A 20,321-nucleotide genomic window follows, 5' to 3' on the forward strand; every position below is an offset into this window, starting at 1 on the left:
TCGTGGGATCCCTATGTCCGTTCGGTGTGATCGTCCTTGCCACCGTCGACGCCGTGCTCTGCGGCGCTGGTTCCTGCGCTCGTCGCACCTCGGTGGCTCGCGGAGGGCGCCGTGTCGGTCGGGGTCTCGGTATCGGCCCGTGCCGGTGTCGCCCGGCCCCGCGCTGCACGCCGCCGCACCGATCGCACGATTCCCCAGATCAGGGCGACCAGCACTGCGAAGAAACCGAGCCACGGAATAGCCTTGCCGCTGAACACGATCGCGTCCTGTAACCAGTTCACCAACGAATTCCATCCGGAGGCTATGCCGTCCCAGAAGGTGTCGGGGTCGTCGGACCGGTGTCCTGCGGTGGTGATATCGATGGTCAGGGTGGACAAGGCAACCTGGTCGTCCAGGCGCCGCTGCTGCGCGGTGAGGCTGTCCAACTCGCCCTGACGGCTGGACAGCGCCTGCTCGGCGTCGATCAGATCCGACGTGGTTTCGGCAGCCTCGATCAGAGCGCGCAACCGATCGACCGATGCCCGCAGCACCTCGATCCTGGCGTTCAGATCCTCCCAGCGCATCGAGACGTCGCTGCGATTGGTGCTCACCCGAGTGACCTGTCCGACGCTGCCGAGATCCTCGATGAATGCATCGGTCTCGGCGGCGGGCAGGCGGACGATCAAGGTCGCGCTCGGCTCGGCGTCCTCGACGCCGGGCTGCTCGGTGCGACTGTCGATCCGGCCACCCGCCGCCTGCACCCGATCGGCGATCGTCTCCGCAGCCGCGATCGGTGCCCCAGCGGTGATCTCGACGCTTCCGGTGACGACCTCTTTGTGCACCGCCGCCGAATCCCCACCGGAGTCCACGTCTCGCTGTGGGGACGTTTGCTCCCGCAGATCAGGAGGTGCGAACCCGGGGGCGGTGGCCACGGTCGGCGATCCGTTCGGCGCAGCCGTCCCAGCGTCGTCACCGCAGCCGGCGAGCATGACCGAACCCAGCACGCCGACACATAGCAGGGCAAGCGTCTTCATGCCTGGCACAGTAACCGCTTGCGGCGCGCGAACGACGATTGTTCTGGAAGTTTCCACCGCTGCTGGCACGCGTGCGTGCTCACCGAAAATCGCGGGACACGGATTCCACCTGTAGGTCCAGACGCTGTAGGTGCTCCGCGACGACGCCGACCACGCCGTCCGCATTCTGCACCCGGCCACGAACGAGCAATGCGGGAGCACCTTGGGCGAGACGCCGGTAGCGACGCCACAGGCCCACCGAACAAACGATGTTCACCATGCCGGTTTCGTCTTCCAGATTGAGAAAAGTGACGCCTTGCGCGGTGGCGGGACGTTGCCGATGTGTCACCGCTCCACCCACCAAGACGCGCGAGCCGTCGGGCACGTCGACCAAACCGGACGCGGGGACGACGCCGAGAGCATCGAGCCGTGGGCGCAAGAACTGCGTCGGATAGCTGCCCGGCGAAATACCTGTGGCCCACACGTCGGCCGCGGCCATTTCCAGATCACTCATCCCGGGCAGGGCTGGCGCGGTGACCGCTGCGCCGATACCCGGCAATCGATCCGAACGTTCCCCCGCGGCGGCGCCCGCCGACCACAGCGCTGCACGGCGCGTGATCCCGAGGCTCGCCAGCGCACCCGCAGTGGCGAGAGATTCCGCTTGGGCGACAGTGAGTTCCACCCGTCCGGTCAGGTCTCGGAAAGAGATGTACGGGCGCTCATCCCTGGCAGTGACGATGCGTTCGGCGAGGTCGGTGCCGATCTGGCGGACCGTGGCAAGACCGAGACGCACCTCGGTACCCCGTGCCTCGAGGGTGGGCTCGGCACGGCTGGCATTGATGTCGGGGCCGTGTACCACCACACCGTGCCTACGTGCGTCGGCGACCAAAGACTGTGGGGAGTAGAAGCCCATCGGTTGGGCGCGCAGTAGACCGGCCGTGAAAGCCGCAGGGTGATGCAGCTTGAACCACGCCGAATAGAACACGATCGAAGCAAAGCTCTGCGAATGACTTTCCGGAAATCCGAAGTTTGCGAAGGCATAGAGCTTTTCGTAGATACGGTCGGCAACCACGCCGGTAATGCCATGACGCTCGCGCATGCCCTGGTAGAGACGTTGCTCGAGTCGCGCCATACGCTCCGGAGACCGTTTCGCACCCATGGCGCGGCGCAACTGGTCGGCCTCGGCAGCGGTGAATCCGGCGATATCGACGGCCATCTGCATGAGCTGCTCTTGGAACAGCGGGACACCGAGGGTGCGTTCCAACGCATTCTTCAATGCCGGATGATCGTAGGTGACATCCTCGGCTCCATTGCGCCGGCGGATGTAGGGATGCACCGAGCCGCCTTGAATCGGCCCGGGACGGATCAGGGCTACCTCGACCACGAGGTCATAGAAGCTGCGCGGTTTCAATCGAGGCAACGTGGCCATCTGCGCTCGTGATTCGACTTGGAAAACCCCGACCGAATCCCCGCGTGAAAGCATCTCGTAGACCTCGGGTTCGGCCAGGTCGAGCGCGTGTAGTTCGACCGTCTCGCTCTTGTGCTCTCGTACCAGATCGATCATGTAGTGCAGCGCGGAGAGCATGCCGAGACCGAGCAGGTCGAACTTCACCACGTCGATGGCGGCGCAATCGTCTTTGTCCCACTGCACGACACTGCGACCGGGCATACGCGCCCACTCCACCGGGCAGACGTCCGCAATCGGTCGATCGCAGATCACCATGCCACCGGAATGAATGCCGAGATGTCGCGGCAATCCCTCGATATCGGCGGCCAGCCGCAGCACTTCGGGCGGGATGCCGTCATCCGGCTCGGCCCCCTCCGTGGCGTGTTCGTCCACAGGAGCGGCGCGGGTGGCTGTGGAATCCGAGAGGGCTGCCGCCACACCGTCCCAGCGACTCACCCGTTTGCTCCAGGCGTCCTGTCGACCCAGCGAAAACCCCAGTGCCCGCGCGGCGTCGCGTACCGCGGACCTGCTGCGATAGGTGATCACATTGGCCACTTGCGCGGCGTACCCGCGGCCGTACCTTCGGTAGACGTATTGGATCACCTCTTCGCGACGATCGGATTCGATGTCGACGTCGATATCCGGCGGACCATCTCGATCCGGGGAGAGAAAGCGTTCGAACAGCAACTGGTTGCGTACCGGATCGACAGTGGTGATGCCAACCGCGTAACAGACCGCTGAGTTGGCTGCCGAGCCACGGCCTTGACAGAGAATGTCGTGGTCCTTGCAGAAGCTGACGATGTCGTGCACCACCAGGAAATAGCCTGGGAACTTCAACTCGTCGATCACTGCGAGCTCGTGCTCGATCTGCCGGTAGGCCTGGGGGTTTCGCTCCGGACCGCCGTAGCGTTGCGCGGCGCCAGCGAGGGTGAGTTCGCGTAGCCACGACTGCTCGTCGTGCCCGGCGGGCACATCGAACGGGGGCAGTTTCGGGGCGATCAACTTCAGATCGAAGGCGCATTCGCGAGCCAACTCCGCGGCATTCGACACCGCGCGCGGGCACGCGGTGAACAGTCGCGCCATCTCCGCCCCGGAACGCAAGTGCGCGCCACCCGCGGGAGCCAACCAGCCGGCCACCTCCGCCAGGCTCTGTCCGGCCCGGATCGCGGCGAGCGCCATAGCGCGGCGACGGTGGCTCGGGGCGGCGAAGTGCGCGCCCGTGGTGGCGACCACGGACAGCCCGAGGCGATCGGCCAACGCTCGAAGATGAGCATTGCGCTCGTCGTCTTCCGGAATGCCATGATGAGTGAGCTCCACGCTCACTCGATCTGCGCCGAAGCGATCGGCCAGTTCCCGTAACGCGGATTCGGCATGCTCGAGGCGACCATTACCGGTACGCGCATCGAACTCGAGTGCTCGACGCAGATGTCCTTTCCGACACCCGGTCAGGATGTGCCAATGTCCCTCGGACGCGGCGGTGAGCGCGTCCAGGTCATATCGCAGAATGCCCTTCTCGCCCGCGGCCATGTGCGCGGTGGCGATCTCTCGGGACAGACGGCGGTAACCCTCCTGACCACGCGCCAGGACCAGCAGATGCGACCCGACCGGATCGGGGGTGCCGGTGCGCGGCGCCGACGCAGGGACGCCACAGTGACCTCCTTCCGTTCCGGACTCGTGCGGTCCGGGGTGCATGCCGAGTGACAATTCCGCTCCGAAAACCGTTGGCATCCCCCACTCCTTGGCCGCCTCCGCGAAGCGAACGGTGCCGTAGAAGCCGTCGTGGTCGGTGAGCGCGATGGCGTCCAGCCCCAGCCGCACCGCCTCTTGCACCAACTCTTCCGGCTGGCACGCTCCATCCAGAAAGCTGTAGGCCGAATGCGCGTGCAGTTCCGCGTACGGCACCGTCGGCTCGACGGCACGCCGCACCGGTTCCGGTCGATAGCAACCGCGGGCACGCGACCACGCCGGGCTGTCACCGCCGTCACCCGAGTACCGCGCGCCCGGATTCGGCCGCCCGGACAGAATCCGTTCCATCTCTGTCCAACTGGGCGGACCGTTTCCCCAACCCACGACACACCTCCTCGTAGCATGACCGTCGTCGAATGGTGCGCATGAGATCAGAAACTCGGTAGACAATCGGTGGAGCGGGCAGCCAAAGCGACCTCGATCCCTCGCAGGCGCGTCCGAATGAGGGCACCATACGCATCCGAAGCGAGAACTTCGAGATGCCCGCGAGCAATGGCCAACTGCATCCGTGCCACATCGAAATCACCGACCCGACGATGGCTGTCGGCCAGGCTCAGATACAACGATGGAAGAAAACCGCGCAGACCCTCGTCGAGCGGCACGCCCGGACCGAACACCGCGGCCAGCGCACGCTGGTCCCAACACAGTGCGTCCGCAGCCTCCTCCTGGAGATCGGCAAGATGGTGAGCAATCATGCAGCGACACAACACTTCTGCATGGTCGTCGAGTTCGTCCCAGAGCTTTTCGAAGGTCCGCCGTCCCGCTTCCCGATCGATACCTCCAAGCCGCATCGCAGCAAAGACCTCCGCCATCCGATCGTTCGACATGCGCTCGATTATCGCACATATGTTCGAGTGTTTCGACAGGCGCTCGCTCGCTGTTCGTACCCGAAACTGCAGCACACCTCGGGTGTCGAACCATCGCAGGTCGGATGCCGAGCCGATGAGGGGACGTGCGAAGCCACAATCGAAACGACCCGCCAGTTGGGCGCACGCGCGGCGTCCCGATCGCCGTCAGATCCTCTTGGCAGAGAACTTACTTAGCAGTAAGTTGATGATATCCAGACCTGCGAAGGAGCAGTGATGACCGACCCGACCGCCGAAACCCGCAACCTGAGCAAGCAGGTTCGGCGTCACCGCCGCAACCGCGATCTCACCGGACGACATGTCCTCATCACGGGGGCATCCTCCGGCATCGGCCGAGCGGCAGCGCTGGCCGTCGCGGACAAGGGCGCCACCGTGTTCCTGCTCGCGCGCCGCGGTGAGGAGCTCACTGCCGTGGTCGACGAGATCGAGGCCGCAGGCGGCTCGGCCTATGGGTACACCTGCGACGTCACCGACTCCGATTCCGTCGATCGCGTGATCGAGACCGTGCTCGACGAGCACGGACACGTCGACATGCTGGTGAACAACGCCGGACGCTCCATCCGCCGAGCCATCCACCGCTCCACCGATCGGCTACACGATTTCGAACGCACCATGGCGGTCAACTACTTCGGCGCGCTGCGGCTGACACTGGCGTTGCTACCGCAGATGCGACAACGCAAATTCGGGCACATCGTCAACATCAGTAGCGCGGGCGTGCAAGTCGCCACACCCCGATTCTCGGCATATCTGGCCAGCAAAGCCGCACTGGACATGTTCACCGAGGTGGCGGCGGTCGAAACGATGGCCGACGGTGTCACGTTCACCACCATCCACATGCCGCTGGTGCGCACCCCGATGATCACCCCGAGCGGAAACCAGGGCCCCGCTGCGTCTCCCGAATGGGCAGCCGCGACCATTGTGCGTGCACTGACCGAACGCCCCAAGCGCATCGACGTGCCGCTGGGGACCATCGCCGAATACGGCGCGCTGCTCACTCCCAGGATGCGCGACCGCATTCTGCATCGCTACTACCGGTCCATACCCGACTCCCCCGCAGCAAAGGGGGAACAGACGACGCCCGAGGATCAGCCGGTAGCCCATCCGGCCGCCGCCCGCTCGACACCGCGAAACCGACCGGCCATTCGGCGCGTCACCGGCGCCGCCGTGCGCCGCGCGGCGCGGTGGGTGCCCGGCACGAACTGGTGAACCCGCGGCTGTGGCACACGCGGGCTCGCGGTACCCGTCACGGTGCCAGCGCCTCGATGTTACGAGTCAGCAGCTGCACCTCGTCCACGATCAGTGCCGTGACCTCTTTGGGCGCAGCGTGGCAACTGGCCTGTCGAGGTGCAAGCGACCGCGAACGAACAGTGACCCGCCACCGACGGCCGTCACGATGCGTGACGATCGCAGCACCGACGACGGGGACTTCGGAACAGGACGGCTCGAGCTCGACCATGAGATCGTCGGCGTCTGCGACACCTCGGTCACGCACCGCGATTTCGGCAACCTGTTCGACCGCCGTATAGCAGCTACGGCCCCGCAGGCCAGCCGTCGCCACAGTGCCGCGGTGAGCAGCTGCAACCACCTCGGCCGCCGAGACCGGATCGAGGCGACCGTAGGTCAGGCCGCTGGGCAACAGCACCAATGCGGGCGCGAACCGATGCCCGCCGGTATGTGAGCATTCCCAAACCTGCCCCGGATACTTCCCAGCGAGGTCCGCGGCAATGGGGCGGCCGAGCAGTGCGCAACACCGATCACGCTTGCCGTGGACACACACCAGGACGAGCGGATCGGACACCGGCACGCCGATACCTGGTGGTGGACCGTTCAGCAACTGCATATCGAGGTCGAGCAGTTGAGTCGGGTCGGTGATCTCGAGGCGTTCACACCACGCGCCCGACGGACGCGAGCTGGCCAGCAAAACCGTTCGCGAGCCGGTGAATTCGCGGCGTCCCGGGCGACGGATCAGTGTCGGCCGAACGTGTGCCGCCGCGGTGCGGGCCGCCAACTCGGCAGTGATTTCGGGTCCGAGCACCTCGTCGCCGAGAACATCACGCCCCCACGGTCCCGGGTGTTCCACGCACAGCCATCCGGCGACCGAGGTCGCGGTGCCCGGCAACGGAACATCGGTCGCCGCAGCAGCTGAGCAGGCCATCCCTTCGAACGGGTTCACCGGCACCCGCCCCGCGACGCGAGCGCCCCCAACGGCACCTCCACCGCCCCGGCGCTCCGGTTCGTGGGTGCATGGGCGTTCACCCCTCGCGCACGACACGAGTGGCCGCCGAGAAACAGAACCATACGGTCGTGCGAGAACATTCACTCACTCTAGGATCAGAACGTCGATCAGCTGTGCTCAGCCCGCCAGGAACGGCCGAACAGCCGCTGCGAACTCTCGGTAGCGGTCGCGATGGATACTGTGACCACAGGTGAAATCGAGTACTGCGCAGTCGGGGATGGCAGCCTGCACGACGGCCAGCTTCACCGGATCGACCATGCCGCCGGAACCGCCACGGAGCACCAGAGTCGGCGCAGTGATGTCGGAAAGTCGATCCCACCACTCCGGGTTCGGCTTGCGGAACTGCTCCAGTGCCACCCTGGTCATGGAACGGTCGAATGCGAGCACCACACCCGGGTGCCGAACCAGACTGGTCGTGGCGTGCCAGAGTTCGGGCACGGTCGGGAAACGACGGATCGAATGCAGCTCCTCCGCACCCGACTGCAGAGGCAGCGGGCACTCCTCGACGACCAGTCTGCGCACCAACTGCGGACGATCTTGCGCAACACGCGACACCGCATAGCCGCCGAGCGAATGCCCGACCAGGTCCACCACGGTCAGCTCCAGATGATCGCACAGCTGGCACAGATCGGCGCCGAAGTCATCGAAGAGGTAGGAGTCGGTATGTGAGCTACGGCCGTGTCCGCGCAGGTCAGGAATGATCACTCGCCGTCCGGACCGCACCAATTGGCGCGCGAACCGATCCCAGGTGCGCCCGTCGCCTCCCATACCGTGCACCAGCATCACGGGGACGTCGCTCACCGCACCCATTCCTGAATCCCGATAGGCGATCCGCACCTCTGCCAATGCCATTCGGCCAGCCGTCAGGTCCACGACGAACCAGGCTACTGACCGTCATGTACACAACCCATGCAATGTAGTACAGATCACGCATTCGTCGGTTGCGCATAGAACGAAGCGACACGAGTGGGGGCGGCCGTCCGATCATAGGTGCGCATGACACGACCGGGGTTACAGCGACGCCGGTGCGCGATCTGCGACGACGCACTCAACCGTACAAACCTTCGACACACCAGGTTTCGTTGCGATACACCAAGAGCAACACGGGGTTGTCGGCAGGCGCGCCGTCGAGTTGGACTTGCACGCGAGCGGTGAGTTCGGCAGGGGCCTCATCCGCATCCGACGACCACCAGTGCTCGTCCACCGGCCATGGTCCTGCCCAGCCGATCAATCGCCACTGCCTGCTTCCCCAGTGCACGATGGCCGGGTCGGCGTCGAACATGGCGCGGTCGGTGATCGTGACCGGGGTGCCGTCGGCGGTCTCCAATCGCACCAGTGGAAGGTTCTGCAAGATCACTGCAGGAGCGGGCGCGGGTAGCCGGCCCGGCCAAGGCTGTGCGGCCTCGGCAGTAGGGGCGAGTTCATCGCCCAGCGTGACCATGGTGATGCGTTCGACGGGGCCACGTCCGCCACTGAGCACGCCGAGCTGCACCGCTTCTCCACCGAGCAGGCCTTGAACTCGGACCAGCGCGCGGCGAGCGCGCTCGTCGCGCTCACCGACCTCGCCCCACAGTCCGAGTTGCAGTGCGCCTGCGGTGACCACCTCGACCGGCTCCAGCCGTAGCACGGTGATCGGCGCGGTGGGTCGCATGTCGTCACGTCGAGTGAGCCAACCGTCCAACTGCCAGCGCACCCGGTCCGCCGTCCCGTCCGGAGTCAACGGCTCGGCGCATCGCCATATCCGCGAAAAGCCCTCCTCTGCTGCAGTTTCCGCAGTAATCGAGAGCCTGGTGCAGGCCAGTCCGGCATCCGCGAGCACAGTATGCAACCGGGTGGCGAGCAAGCGCCCGGCGAAAGCAGCGGCGTCGACCCGCTCGATCGGCGGCTCGCAGCGGTATTCCACCATCAGATCGGGTGGCGGTTGCCGCGCGAACGGCGCACGCTCCGACTCGGCCCGAGCACAGCGATGCGCACGCACGGCATCGGCGCCGAACCGCGAGGCGACCGTCGAGGAGGAGAGCGCGGCGAAATCGCCGACGCGCCGTAAGCCCAGGCGGTGCAGCAGATCGACCAGGTCGGCACGAGCCGGAGCAGCCAGGCTCGGTTCCGCCGCGAGTTCCCCCACGGGCAACGGCGCGAGGAACCGCGCTCCCATCCCGGTCGGCACGATCACGGCACGCCGGGCGGCGATCACCGCCGTGGACAGTTCGTCGGCAATTCCGATCTGCGCCTCGACCCCGGCACCGGCCACAGCGTCGACCAGACGCTCGGCTGCCTCCTCCTCGGAGCCGAAGAACCGCGTTGCACCACGGGCACCGAGCACCAGCAGTCCGGGGCGGAGCACCTCCACGCCAGGGACGGTAGCGCTCACTGCCGCAACCACCGGCTCGAACAGTCGCGCATCTCGATCCGGATCCGCTTGCGCGAGGAAGAGATCGGGACACCGCGCTTGCGCCTCCCGACGCCGCAGACCACGGCGCACGCCTTCGCCTCGCGCCAGTGCCGAACACGTCAACACCCGGTTGCCGAACAGCACCGCGACCGGGCGCGTCCGAGGGAGTCCCGCCAGCGCCGCCGCGGCGACTGCGGGCCAATCCGGACACCATAGAGCGAGCACTCGCCTCGACCCCTGCCCGGTCACGGTGTCGAACCACCACCGACCACCGCGTCGAGCCGTTCTGTCGTACTCACGACACCGCCTCCCGGGTATCGAAAGCTTCGGCTGTTCGGGAGGTCTTCTCCCGCAGTATCCATTCCATCCGTCCCGCGTTCGGGCACAGGTCCAGGTGCCCACGACGCGGCGGCCCTGTCTTGCTACTCACCTCGACCGACACGCCGAGCGACCGCAGTCGCCCGTGACCGTGGCCGATACCGGAACAATCCGCGACCCGAGCGTCGAGCCGAAGGGATGGCCCGGGCCAGCGACCATCGACTACCACCAGGGTGGCGCCCTTGTGCCGCGCGCGGGCCGCTATCACGCGGCTACGCGCGGGCGCCACGGCTGCGTCGAGCCCGAGCACGATCAGGTCGAGTCCATCGAGCAACACCGCGGCCACCTCTATGGGGTCGGGGCCGGGGTCGGCGATCACGGCCAGACGCTGCAAATGCGCGCCCATCTCCGCCGCGGCGAGCAGTCCGAGCCGAGGCATCCCGACCACTGCTGCATACCCACCATCCGCAGTCACCGTGGCGAGTAGCCCGGTCAACAATGCACGCGCCCCCGTGTACGCCACGACGGAGCCTTTCCGCAAGCCACTATCTGGCAATAGCGGCGCAAGCGCGGCGGGCACCGGCAATGTCGCCCTGCGCAGCCCACTGTCGAGCGAAGTGTGTCGAGCTGGAACTGCACCGTGACTCGTCACCGATTCCATGCGTCTACGCAGCTCTGACACGAGAAGAGCATTCTGCTGCCCAGGAGCGCGTGGCGAAACGCCCCGTGTCACCCCCTGCCGCGAAACTGCATCCGAACCCATCCCCATCACCTACTTCCACGATGGACCCGTGGCGAATCTCCGGAACAATCCGATTCAGCACTGCCCCAGCTACCGTTCGAATCGAATATACGTTCGATTCGAATTCAGTAAAAACCGACCCAGAGGTTTCGTCAAGGATCACGGCCCTCAGGTCGTAGCCGACGGTCCTCGGTAGTGGTGCGCAGCCCGGCAGAAGCACTCCCCCGCGTGACACCGCATGATCGGGCCAGTTGGCCGCAATGTCAGCTACCCTCGCTCCGTGACCGAACACGCCCGTCCCACTGTCGGCCCCCAATACCTCGTCGCAGGTCGCTACCGCTTGCAGTCGAAGTTGGGTGGGGGTGGCATGGGCGCAGTCTGGCTGGCACACGACCGTCTGCTCGACCGCGATGTCGCAATCAAACAGGTACTCAGCACCGCCGGTCTCGATGCGGCGGAAGCCGATGTGATCCGCAACCAGATCGTGCACGAAGGTCGAGTCGCCGCGAAGCTCTCGCACGAGCACGCTATTGCGGTTTACGACGTGGTCCTGGAGGCCGGTGAACCCTGGCTGGTGACGGAGCACCTACCCTCTCGCAACGTCGCGAGAGCGCTCGCGCTGGTCGGCACGCTACCGCCGATCGAAGTGGCACAAATAGGAGCACAGGTCGCCGATGCGCTGGCTGCCGCACATGGGGCGGGTATCGTGCACCGCGATATCAAACCGGGCAATATCCTTGTCGCCGACCGAGGACCCGGGGTCGGCATGGCCAAAGTGAGCGACTTCGGCATCTCCCGCAGTGCCGGCGACCTGCCCGACGAACCATCCGAGGTGATCACCGGAACCCCCTCCTACCTACCCCCGGAGGTGGCGCGTGGTGCACAGCCGACCAAGGCCAGCGACGTGTTCTCACTGGGCGCCACGCTCTACACCGCGATCGAAGGACAGCCCCCGTTCGGCTTCCACGACGACAGCAATGTCATCGCGCAGCGTGCCGCCATGGCGGAGATCATCCCCCCGAGCCGTAGTGGTGTTCTCACCCACGCGCTGTTGCACATGATGGAGCCGGCGCCACAGCGTCGGCCGACCATGGCCGAGGCACGAGACGAGATCCTTACGGCCGCTTTCGGTCCCGGCACCGGCCCGTATATCCTCGGCGCGCCCGTACGCACCGAGGATGGCACCATCCCCGCATGGGCGACACGCAATTCGGCCTCCGGCCTGCGCGGCCCCCACTGCGCTCCGCTTCCCCGCCCACACCGCGACTTCGCCGGGGCTACCGCGAGTCCACCTCCGCGCACTCGCTCCACTCGCCCGAGCAATGCCCCCTTGGCCATCGCGGTCGGCTTGCTCATCGGCCTGATCATCGTCACGATCGTCATCGCCGTCGCACTGTGATCACCGCACATTCCCACCGCCGACGGACTCGGATCAATCGATTCGACGCCGATGGGCCCACCGAGTCAGTGCATTGCGATTGGACTGCTGGGTCTTACGCAGCACATTGGACGCATGTGTCTCGACAGTTTTGATGGAGATGAAAAGAGATTCGGCGATCTCGCGGTAGGTATAGCCACGAGCGAGCAGGCGGAGCACCTCCAGCTCACGCGGTGTCAAGGAGTCCAGTTCCGGATCCAGCGGCGGTTCGGGTACTGGGGATCTTCCGGTGAACGAATCCAGCACGAAGCCCGCCAACCGAGGGCTGAAGACCGCATCGCCAGCTGCCACCCGACGAACCCCATCGGCCAGTTCGGGTCCCGAAATCGTTTTGGTCACATAGCCTCGAGCTCCAGCCCGGATCACCGCGATCACATCCTCGGCAGCATCCGAAACGCTCAACGCCAGGCATACCGGCCCCGGCTCGACGCCCGCCAGCACCGCGACCCCGCCACCGTCGGGCATGTGCACGTCGAGCAAGACGACATCCGGACACACCGCATTGATGCCGGCGATTGCCTCGGCCACCCCACCGGCCTCGCCGACCACCTCCATGTCACCCGCTCGACCCAACTCCGCGCGCACACCTGACCGGAAGACGGCGTGATCATCGACCAGAAAGACCCGCACGGCCACCTCAACTTCTCCTCACCCGACGGTGGAACGACCGTCATCGTACCGAGCCGTCGATTTCCTCATCCCGCAGCCGAACGATCTCGCAGGACGACACCGATGTCGCAGGACGACTCCGGCAGCGCGGCGCCATCGACCTGCTACCGCGCGCCGACCGCTTCGGCGTCGGGCGAATCCCCCGTCATGGGTAGCCGGAGTCCGTACGTGGCAGGACAATTCGTACCTCGGTACCACGTCCCGGTGTCGAAAGAATGTCCACCTGACCGCCTCGACGCTCGACACGGCCACGAATGGATTTGGCCACACCCCGGCGATCCTCGGGCACGGACGCAACATCGAATCCGGCGCCCCGATCACGGACGAAGATACTCACCTGGTGCGGCTCGGTCTCGGCGAACAGGTCGATCTCCGGGACGCCGGCGTGTTTCGCGGCATTGACCAGCGCCTCCCGGCTCGCACCCAACAGTGCGGTGAAGTGTTCCTTCGGCAGGCCGGACCCGGAGTCGTCGATGTCCATCGACACATCCCCCACGGTCACCGGAGCCACCTTCACGCCGTGCTGGTCTTCCACTTCGCCTGCGATGGTGCGCAGGGCCGCGACCAGACTCGACTGCGCCGGGCCGGAGTCGTCGAACAACCAGGTACGCAACTCGCGCTCCTGGCTACGGGCCAGCCGCACCACCTCGTGCGGATCATCGGCTTGGCGCTGAATGAGAGCGAGCGTCTGTAGCACAGAATCGTGCAGGTGGGACGCGATCTCCTCGCGTTCCTCATTGCGAATACGAGCGGCGCGTTCGGCATTCAGTGCGAATATCAATCGCAGCCATGGCGGCACGGACAACAGTCCCGCGCCGACCAGTGTCACTACTACCCCGAGCAGCGCGGACCCGAGAGAACTCAGATCGATCCTGGCCAGCACCACCACGCCGAGGCCGAGCACGATCAACGTCGCCCCGGCGACGATGCGCGACCAGGTCACCACCGACGGGCTCGCTGGCAATCCCAACAACGAGCGCGGTCCCTCGACGTCGTATTCCCGCCATACCAATGCCGCGCCTATTGCAACCGCGACCGCCGGCGCGACCACATCCGCCACCGTGCCGCTGAACACCCAGGACACAGCGACCGCCAGAGCGAGCCCCAGCAAGGCGAGCCCGAACGCCTGGCGGCGCTCCGTCCCAGAGGGCTTCGCTCGGTCGACGCCACCGGGTGCAAAGATCCACAGCAACCCATAGATGACCATGCCCGCCCCCGCCAACGCGGACATCAGCACGAACGCCATCCGCACCTTGAACACATCGACATCGAGATGATCGGCCAGTCCGCCGGCTACGCCACCGACGATCCGGCCACCCGAGCGCCGCACCATCCGCGCCCGCGGTGATGTGGAGACCGGCGCGGGACGACACCCGCACGCAGAGCCGAAACCCCGAACGTCGGACGCGGGACCGGGCGGGTGCATACCTTCGATAGTGGCATGAGCGGTAGCGGACCGGCCATCGGGAATCACCCTGATCTTTCGGGCGTACCTCGGCGTCGACGACTGCCCGGCTATGCGCGCTTCACGTCGGCGACGAGCGCGGGGCGCATCCGCACCGGGCTCGGCCACCGCGCCGTCCGCGCGATCTGTCGAATACGCCATAACACCCACAGAGACTGTGCCGCCTTATTGCTCTGATGGAAGAATTCTCCGGAAAACTCCCATTGATATCTAACAAGCTGTACAGATATTAGAATTTTCAATGTAGCCACAAGACTGCTGAATACGCGAACTACCTAAAAATGCTGGGGAGATTTTCAGGGTTCCCCCCGATGTGCCGAGACCTCGACCGAGCACACCATAGGAAGCATGACGAGAACCGGCTTCGGCGATCAACTGCAGCACTTATGGCTGACGCGGCCTGTGCGGTTGCCACGGCACGGCCCGCTCGCCGGCATCGCCACCGGGTTCGCCCAGCGCTACACCATCGATCCCCTACTGGTTCGAGTCGCCTTCGTGGTCTCGACGATCTTCGGTGGTGCGGGCGTCGTGCTGTACTTGGCGGCGTGGCTGCTGCTGCGCGCAGAGGGCGACCGAGCCTCGGCTGTCGAATCCCTACTCGGCAAGGGACCCGCGTCACAGTCGCAGACGAAAACAATCGTGCTCATCGTGGCGCTGGCCATCGCCGTCAGCACGATGGGTCCGCTCGGCGTCGGTCTCGGCGGATCGGGCCCGATCAGTGCGGCACTGATGCTGGCAGGATGGTGGATGCTGCACATGCGCACACCCATACCACCGAGCAGCCCCATACCGGCGAGCAGCGCCGAAGCGCACGGCGATGTGACACCGAACAACGCTGCCACCGGCTATCCCGGAACGGTCTTCCCACACAGAGCGCCCCGGTCCGCGCCCGACATGTCCGCGCCGGCCGCAACCGCTGCAGCCCACCCGGGCTACACCCGGCCGCCGCATTCCACTGTCCCCGAAGCGCCGGTGAGACCTACGGACGACGAAAGCGCCCACACCACCGATCACACCGCCCCCGTGCCGGTCACACGCGGCATCGACGACACCTATCCCGGCATACCCGAGGGCCGAACCATGCCGCTGGCGCATGGCTCCGCACTCCGCGACGATCGCAGCCCACCCTCCTGGGACCCGCTGGGCGTCGCTCCACTCGCATGGGATCTCCCGGAGCCGACCCCAGCTACCCCCGCCGCCTCGCCACCGAAACGCTCCTCTTACACGCCGCTGACCTCGGTAGTTGTCGGTCTGGCCATTCTTGCAGCAGCGGGCGCGACGACAGCCGCGGCCTTGGGGGTGGAGTGGATGACTCCAGGCCGAATAGGCGCGACGGCACTCGCAGTGGTCGGCCTGGGCATGATGATCGGCGCATTCCGGCGCCGCGGCTATGGCCTGCTGGTGATCACCGCGCCCTTGGCCGCGTTCGTGTTGCTCGCCTCGATGATCGGTCCCGGAGAGTTCCATCGTGGTGCAATGGGCGAACACACCTGGTCACCGGCCGCACTCGATGAATTGGCGCAGAACTATACGGTGACCTTGGGCTCCGGCACGTTGGACCTACGCCCGCTGACGCTGACCGAGAGTCGCGCAGTAGACGTCACGGTCCGGGTCGGCGAAGCCCGTGTCCTGCTGCCCGCCGATATGACCGTTCGCACTCGGTGCACTGTGTCACTCGGCGAAGCCGCATGTAGCGAAGGCACGAGTGGACCGAACACCCCCGGATCACCGGTGCTCGATCTACGCGTCGACGTCCGTATGGGAAGCGTGGAGGTGCGCCGTGCCTGAATCCGAGAACACCGACTCCGCCAACTCGACCGCGACCCGTCGCGGCCCGTCCTATGTACTGCTCGTCGTGGGTGTGCTGGTACTCGCAGTGAGCGTATGGGCCTTCGCCGGTCCGGAATCCTGGCCAGCGGCCGATACGGTTCCGGTCGGCTGGATCGTGGTGCTCGCCGCAGTCGTCGGCCTCACCTTGGTGATTTCACCGCGTCGACGACGGTGACCAACCGACCCGCCGGCCGAAGACCAACTGGACCGCAGGAGAATCCGAATGGGATCCGAGCAGACTCCACGAGAAACCGACTCCACCGAAACCTCCGGGCCGGCCCGCTCGGCGGAACAACAGCACTGGGCCACAGGAACGCTCCTGGGGCACCTGATCCTGCACAGCGCCACCTGGCACCGACCACAGTGACCGCTCGGGCTCTGGACCTCGACTCGACGACGAAGACGGGGACCTACTCCCATTCGATGGTGCCGGGCGGCTTGCTGGTCACATCGACAACCACCCGATTGACTTCCGCGACCTCGTTGGTGATCCGGGTGGAGATTCGTTCCAACACCTCGTAGGGCAAACGCGTCCAATCCGCGGTCATCGCGTCCTCACTGGAGACCGGACGCAAGACGATGGGGTGCCCATAGGTGCGGCCATCACCCTGGACTCCAACGCTGCGGACGTCCGCGAGCAGCACGACCGGGCACTGCCAGATCTGCCGGTCCAGGCCGGCGGCAGTGAGTTCCTCGCGCGCGATCGCGTCCGCACGACGCAGAGTTTCCAGCCGATCCGCTGTGACTTCACCGACGATCCGAATAGCGAGACCCGGACCCGGAAAAGGTTGGCGGGCAATGATTTCCTCCGGCAGACCGAGTTCGCGCCCCACGGCACGCACCTCGTCTTTGAACAGCAACCGCAGCGGCTCGACGAGTTCGAACTCCAGATCATCGGGTAGACCGCCGACGTTGTGATGGCTCTTGATATTCGCAGTGCCGCTACCTCCCCCCGACTCCACGACATCGGGATACAACGTGCCCTGCACCAAGAACTCGACCTTCGGGAGGGCGCCATCCGAGCTCCCGTGCTCGAGCACGACCTCACCGACGGCGTCTTCGAAGGACCGGATGAATTCCCGACCGATGACCTTGCGCTTTTCTTCCGGGTCGGTGACGCCCTTCAGCTCACCCAGGAACTTCCCCACCGCATCGACGGTCACCAGTCTGGCTCCGGTCGCGGCGACGAAATCTTGCTGCACCTGTTCACGCTCTCCAGCGCGCAGCAGGCCGTGGTCGACGAACACACAGGTCAACCGGTCGCCAATGGCTCGCTGCAGCAGAGCCGCCGCGACCGCGCTGTCCACACCGCCGGACAGCCCACAGATCGCGTGCCCGTCACCGACCTGGTCCCGGACCGAGGTGATCAACGAATCCACGATATTGGCGGGCGTCCACACAGCCGGAATGTCGGCGATCTCGCGCAGGAACCGACTCAGCACCTGCTGACCGTGCGGGGAGTGCAATACCTCGGGGTGATACTGCACTCCGGCCAAGCGTCGTGCGCGATCCTCGAACGCGGCCACCGGGGCACCCGCGGTCGTACCGGTGACCTCGAACCCTGCGGGCGCGTCGGTGACCGCGTCTCCGTGGCTCATCCATACCGGTTGGATGGTAGGCAATCCGCCGTGCAGCAAACCACCGTCGATATCGAGCTCGGTGCGACCGTACTCGCGAGTGCCGGTGCGCGTGACCGTGCCGCCCAGTGCCTGCGCCATCGCCTGAAAGCCGTAGCAGATGCCGAAGACCGGAAGCCCCAGCTCGAACAGCCGCGGATCCAGCTTCGGCGCCCCCTCGGTGTACACACTCGCTGGGCCCCCCGACAGAATCACCGCCAGCGGTTGCTTCTCGGCGATCTCCTCGACCGTCGTGGTGTGCGGAACGACTTCGGAGAACACACTCGCTTCGCGGACGCGCCGCGCGATCAGCTGGGCGTATTGCGCGCCGAAGTCGACAACGAGGACTGGTCGTTGATGTGCCACTCGCACAGTTTAGTGAGCGAGCGAATCCAAAGGATCGGCGGCACCCGACCGCAGCACGCGCAGCCAACCACTCGAATCGGCCCGCACAACCCGGACAGCTGGCTATTGTTCTGCTCGTGCCCTTCGCTCGCGCGATCGACGCCGACATCCATTACGAGGATAGCGGCGGTGACGGCCCCATAGTCCTGCTGGCGCATGAATTCCTCATGGACCGTACGATGTTCGCCGCCCAAATGACCGCGCTGGCACCGGAATTCCGGATCGTCTCCTGGGACGCACGCGGCCATGGCCGCACCAGAGACGAAGGGCTGCCGTTCACCTACTGGACCGCCGCGCGCGACGCCCTGACAGTGCTCGACCATCTCGGCGCCGAACACGCCGTCGTCGGCGGCACCGCACAAGGCGGCTTCACCGCGCTACGCACCGCGCTGATCGCACCGGAACGCGTTTCCGCATTGATCCTGATCAGCACCGAAGCCCACGGTCCGACGCCCGGGCAATCGGCCGCCACGCTGCAGTTCCTGCGACAGTGGTACGACCATGGCACCCACGAGCAAGCCGTGCACCAACTGGCCTATTGGTTGATCGGCGACGACGAGCGGTATCGGGCGATCTGGATCCAGCGGTGGATGACGCACGACCGGCGCGGCATCGAGGTCGCGGCGAACTGCTTGGTGAACCGAGATTCGGTATCGAATCGACTTCGCGAAATCACGTGCCCAGTCTTGGTGGTCCATCCCACCGCCAGCGGAATGGACCGCCGTCGTGCCCAGCAGATGGCCCGCGGGCTGGCCGCGGCCACGTTCGTCGAGATCGCAGACGCGCATCTGGCGGCAACAATGACCCATCCGGGACCGGTGAACCGCGCGATTCGGCAGTTTCTGCGCGCGCCGATGAGGAGCGCCCAGGGTCGATGAGCCACTGACCCCGGGCGGGGTCGATGAACCACTGACCCCGGGCGGGGTCGATGAACCACCGACCCCGATGCCGGACAGGCGCCGGGTCACACCCGAACGCTCAGACCCACTTTCTGGAACTCCTTGAGATCCGAATAGCCGGCCTTCGCCATCGAACGCCGCAAGCCCCCGACGACATTCAACGAACCGCACGGATCGTTGGACGGACCGTGCAGCACTCGCTCCAAGCTCGGGCGGGGCGCTTCACCCGAATCGTCCCCGAGGTGCCACCCCTGGCCCACATGGAGCAGCGACCCGCGCGGCACCGATGGATGCGCCACCGCCGAGGGCCAGTACCAGCCGCGCCCTGGCGCCTCTGCGGCGCTCGCAAGCGGTACACCGAGCATGGCTGCATCCGCACCACAAGCGATCGCCTTGGCCAACTGCCCCGAGGTGGCAATGTCGCCGTCGGCGATGACGTGCACATAGCGGCCACCGGTCTCGTCGAGATAGTCCCGGCGCGCCGCAGCGGCGTCGGCAATCGCAGTGGCCATCGGCACACCGATACCGAGCACCTCCCCAGTGGTGGTCGCACCGGGGAAGGAGCCGTAACCGACGATCACGCCTGCGGCTCCGGTGCGCATCAAATGCAATGCGGTGCGGTGATCACTCACACCACCCGCGACCACCGGCACATCCAGTTCGGCGATGAAAGTCTTGAGGTTCAACGGCTCACCGTCGCCGACATGCTCGGCGGAGATGATCGTGCCGTGCACCACCAGCAGGTCTATGCCCGCCCGCAGCAACGCCGGAGTCAGAGCGCGTGCATTCTGCGGACTCACCCGCACTGCCACCGTGACCCCGGCTGCGTGGACCTGCGCGATGGCCGCCGCGAGCAGATCCGGCTGCATCGGCGCGGCGTGCAGTTCCTGCAACAGCGCCACGGCGTGCTGGTACCCCCCTTTCTCCACCACCTCGAGCAACTGGTCGATCTTCGCGGAGACATCGGCGTGCCGCGCCCACAGCCCTTCGCCATTGATCACGCCGAGACCGCCGAGACGGCCGAGTTCGATCGCGAACTCCGGCGATACCAGCGCGTCGGTCGGATGCGCGAGCAGCGGGATATCGAACCGATAGGCGTCCAGTTGCCACGCCAGCGAGACCTGCTTCGACGATCGGGTTCGACGCGAAGGAACGATGTCGACATCGTCCAACTCGTAAGTACGCCGGGCGGTCCGGCCCATGCCGATCTCCACCATATCGCGCACGCGAATTCTCCTTAGTTCTTGCAGCAGCTGCCGC

Annotated in this window: 17 protein-coding genes; 6 read left to right on the forward strand and 11 right to left on the reverse strand. The window is 66.0% G+C overall.

What is annotated here, in order from left to right; translation table 11 throughout:
- Positions 1 to 11: 11 nt before the first annotated feature.
- The 3 genes from K940_RS29935 to K940_RS0122250 all read right to left on the reverse strand — a co-directional run bounded on the left by K940_RS29935 (position 12) and on the right by K940_RS0122250 (position 5,012).
- Positions 12 to 1,013, reverse strand: coding sequence for a DUF4349 domain-containing protein (locus tag K940_RS29935; RefSeq protein ID WP_051407453.1), 1,002 nt, complete (start codon positions 1,011 to 1,013; stop codon positions 12 to 14).
- Positions 1,014 to 1,092: 79 nt separating this feature from the next.
- Positions 1,093 to 4,509, reverse strand: coding sequence for an error-prone DNA polymerase (locus K940_RS0122245; protein WP_028479269.1), 3,417 nt, complete (start codon positions 4,507 to 4,509; stop codon positions 1,093 to 1,095).
- Positions 4,510 to 4,556: 47 nt separating this feature from the next.
- A complete protein-coding gene (locus K940_RS0122250) occupies positions 4,557 to 5,012 on the reverse strand; it encodes a hypothetical protein (RefSeq protein WP_036529942.1) in 456 nt (151 codons plus the stop codon).
- 255 nt (positions 5,013 to 5,267) lie between these two features.
- Between K940_RS0122250 and K940_RS0122255 the strand changes: the two genes are divergently transcribed.
- Positions 5,268 to 6,257: an SDR family NAD(P)-dependent oxidoreductase gene (locus K940_RS0122255; RefSeq protein WP_028479271.1), complete on the forward strand. Its 990-nt coding sequence runs from the start codon at positions 5,268 to 5,270 to the stop codon at positions 6,255 to 6,257.
- Positions 6,258 to 6,294: 37 nt separating this feature from the next.
- On the opposite strand, the gene K940_RS0122260 is transcribed toward K940_RS0122255, so the two are convergent.
- From K940_RS0122260 to K940_RS0122275, 4 genes are all read right to left on the reverse strand, one after another.
- Positions 6,295 to 7,206: a sucrase ferredoxin gene (locus tag K940_RS0122260; RefSeq protein ID WP_036529861.1), complete on the reverse strand. Its 912-nt coding sequence runs from the start codon at positions 7,204 to 7,206 to the stop codon at positions 6,295 to 6,297.
- Positions 7,207 to 7,404: 198 nt separating this feature from the next.
- Positions 7,405 to 8,139: an alpha/beta fold hydrolase gene (locus K940_RS0122265; RefSeq protein WP_036529863.1), complete on the reverse strand. Its 735-nt coding sequence runs from the start codon at positions 8,137 to 8,139 to the stop codon at positions 7,405 to 7,407.
- A gap of 196 nt (positions 8,140 to 8,335) precedes the next feature.
- A complete protein-coding gene (locus K940_RS0122270; protein WP_028479274.1) occupies positions 8,336 to 9,904 on the reverse strand; it encodes a DNA polymerase Y family protein in 1,569 nt (522 codons plus the stop codon).
- Positions 9,905 to 9,974: 70 nt separating this feature from the next.
- On the reverse strand, positions 9,975 to 10,520 hold the full coding sequence (locus K940_RS0122275; protein ID WP_231390480.1) for a hypothetical protein: 546 nt from the start codon (positions 10,518 to 10,520) through the stop codon (positions 9,975 to 9,977).
- Between the two features lie 457 nt (positions 10,521 to 10,977).
- Here K940_RS0122275 and K940_RS0122280 point away from each other — a divergent pair, with 457 nt between their 5' ends.
- The gene (locus K940_RS0122280) at positions 10,978 to 12,138 is read left to right on the forward strand and encodes a serine/threonine-protein kinase (protein ID WP_081706562.1); all 1,161 of its coding nucleotides are present in this window, start codon (positions 10,978 to 10,980) and stop codon (positions 12,136 to 12,138) included.
- Between the two features lie 33 nt (positions 12,139 to 12,171).
- Here the strand turns inward: K940_RS0122280 and K940_RS0122285 are convergent, their stop codons facing one another.
- Both K940_RS0122285 and K940_RS29940 read right to left on the reverse strand, forming a co-directional pair.
- Entirely contained in the window at positions 12,172 to 12,807 is a 636-nt protein-coding gene (locus tag K940_RS0122285) for a response regulator transcription factor (RefSeq protein ID WP_028479277.1), read from the reverse strand.
- 184 nt (positions 12,808 to 12,991) lie between these two features.
- On the reverse strand, positions 12,992 to 14,272 hold the full coding sequence (locus tag K940_RS29940; RefSeq protein ID WP_081706563.1) for an ATP-binding protein: 1,281 nt from the start codon (positions 14,270 to 14,272) through the stop codon (positions 12,992 to 12,994).
- Positions 14,273 to 14,659: 387 nt separating this feature from the next.
- Here K940_RS29940 and K940_RS0122295 point away from each other — a divergent pair, with 387 nt between their 5' ends.
- The 3 genes from K940_RS0122295 to K940_RS32670 are packed head-to-tail and all read left to right on the forward strand — an operon-like array spanning position 14,660 to position 16,508.
- On the forward strand, positions 14,660 to 16,099 hold the full coding sequence (locus tag K940_RS0122295; protein ID WP_036529869.1) for a PspC domain-containing protein: 1,440 nt from the start codon (positions 14,660 to 14,662) through the stop codon (positions 16,097 to 16,099).
- Positions 16,092 to 16,316: a hypothetical protein gene (locus K940_RS0122300; RefSeq protein ID WP_028479279.1), complete on the forward strand. Its 225-nt coding sequence runs from the start codon at positions 16,092 to 16,094 to the stop codon at positions 16,314 to 16,316. Before K940_RS0122295 ends, K940_RS0122300 begins: the two co-directional genes overlap by 8 nt.
- Positions 16,317 to 16,364: 48 nt before the next feature.
- Complete coding sequence (locus tag K940_RS32670; RefSeq protein ID WP_155981066.1) at positions 16,365 to 16,508, forward strand: hypothetical protein; 144 nt, start codon at positions 16,365 to 16,367, stop codon at positions 16,506 to 16,508.
- 43 nt (positions 16,509 to 16,551) lie between these two features.
- Here the strand turns inward: K940_RS32670 and guaA are convergent, their stop codons facing one another.
- Positions 16,552 to 18,129, reverse strand: a complete 1,578-nt coding sequence (gene guaA, locus K940_RS0122310) for a glutamine-hydrolyzing GMP synthase (protein WP_028479280.1) — start codon at positions 18,127 to 18,129, stop codon at positions 16,552 to 16,554.
- Between the two features lie 110 nt (positions 18,130 to 18,239).
- Here guaA and K940_RS0122320 point away from each other — a divergent pair, with 110 nt between their 5' ends.
- Complete coding sequence (locus K940_RS0122320) at positions 18,240 to 19,040, forward strand: alpha/beta fold hydrolase (protein WP_036529871.1); 801 nt, start codon at positions 18,240 to 18,242, stop codon at positions 19,038 to 19,040.
- Positions 19,041 to 19,126: 86 nt separating this feature from the next.
- Here K940_RS0122320 and K940_RS0122325 read toward each other — a convergent pair whose 3' ends face one another.
- Positions 19,127 to 20,287, reverse strand: a complete 1,161-nt coding sequence (locus K940_RS0122325) for a GuaB3 family IMP dehydrogenase-related protein (RefSeq protein ID WP_028479283.1) — start codon at positions 20,285 to 20,287, stop codon at positions 19,127 to 19,129.
- Positions 20,288 to 20,321: the final 34 nt, after the last annotated feature.

This window comes from Nocardia sp. CNY236 (genome assembly GCF_000482385.1).
Taxonomy (GTDB): domain Bacteria; phylum Actinomycetota; class Actinomycetes; order Mycobacteriales; family Mycobacteriaceae; genus Nocardia.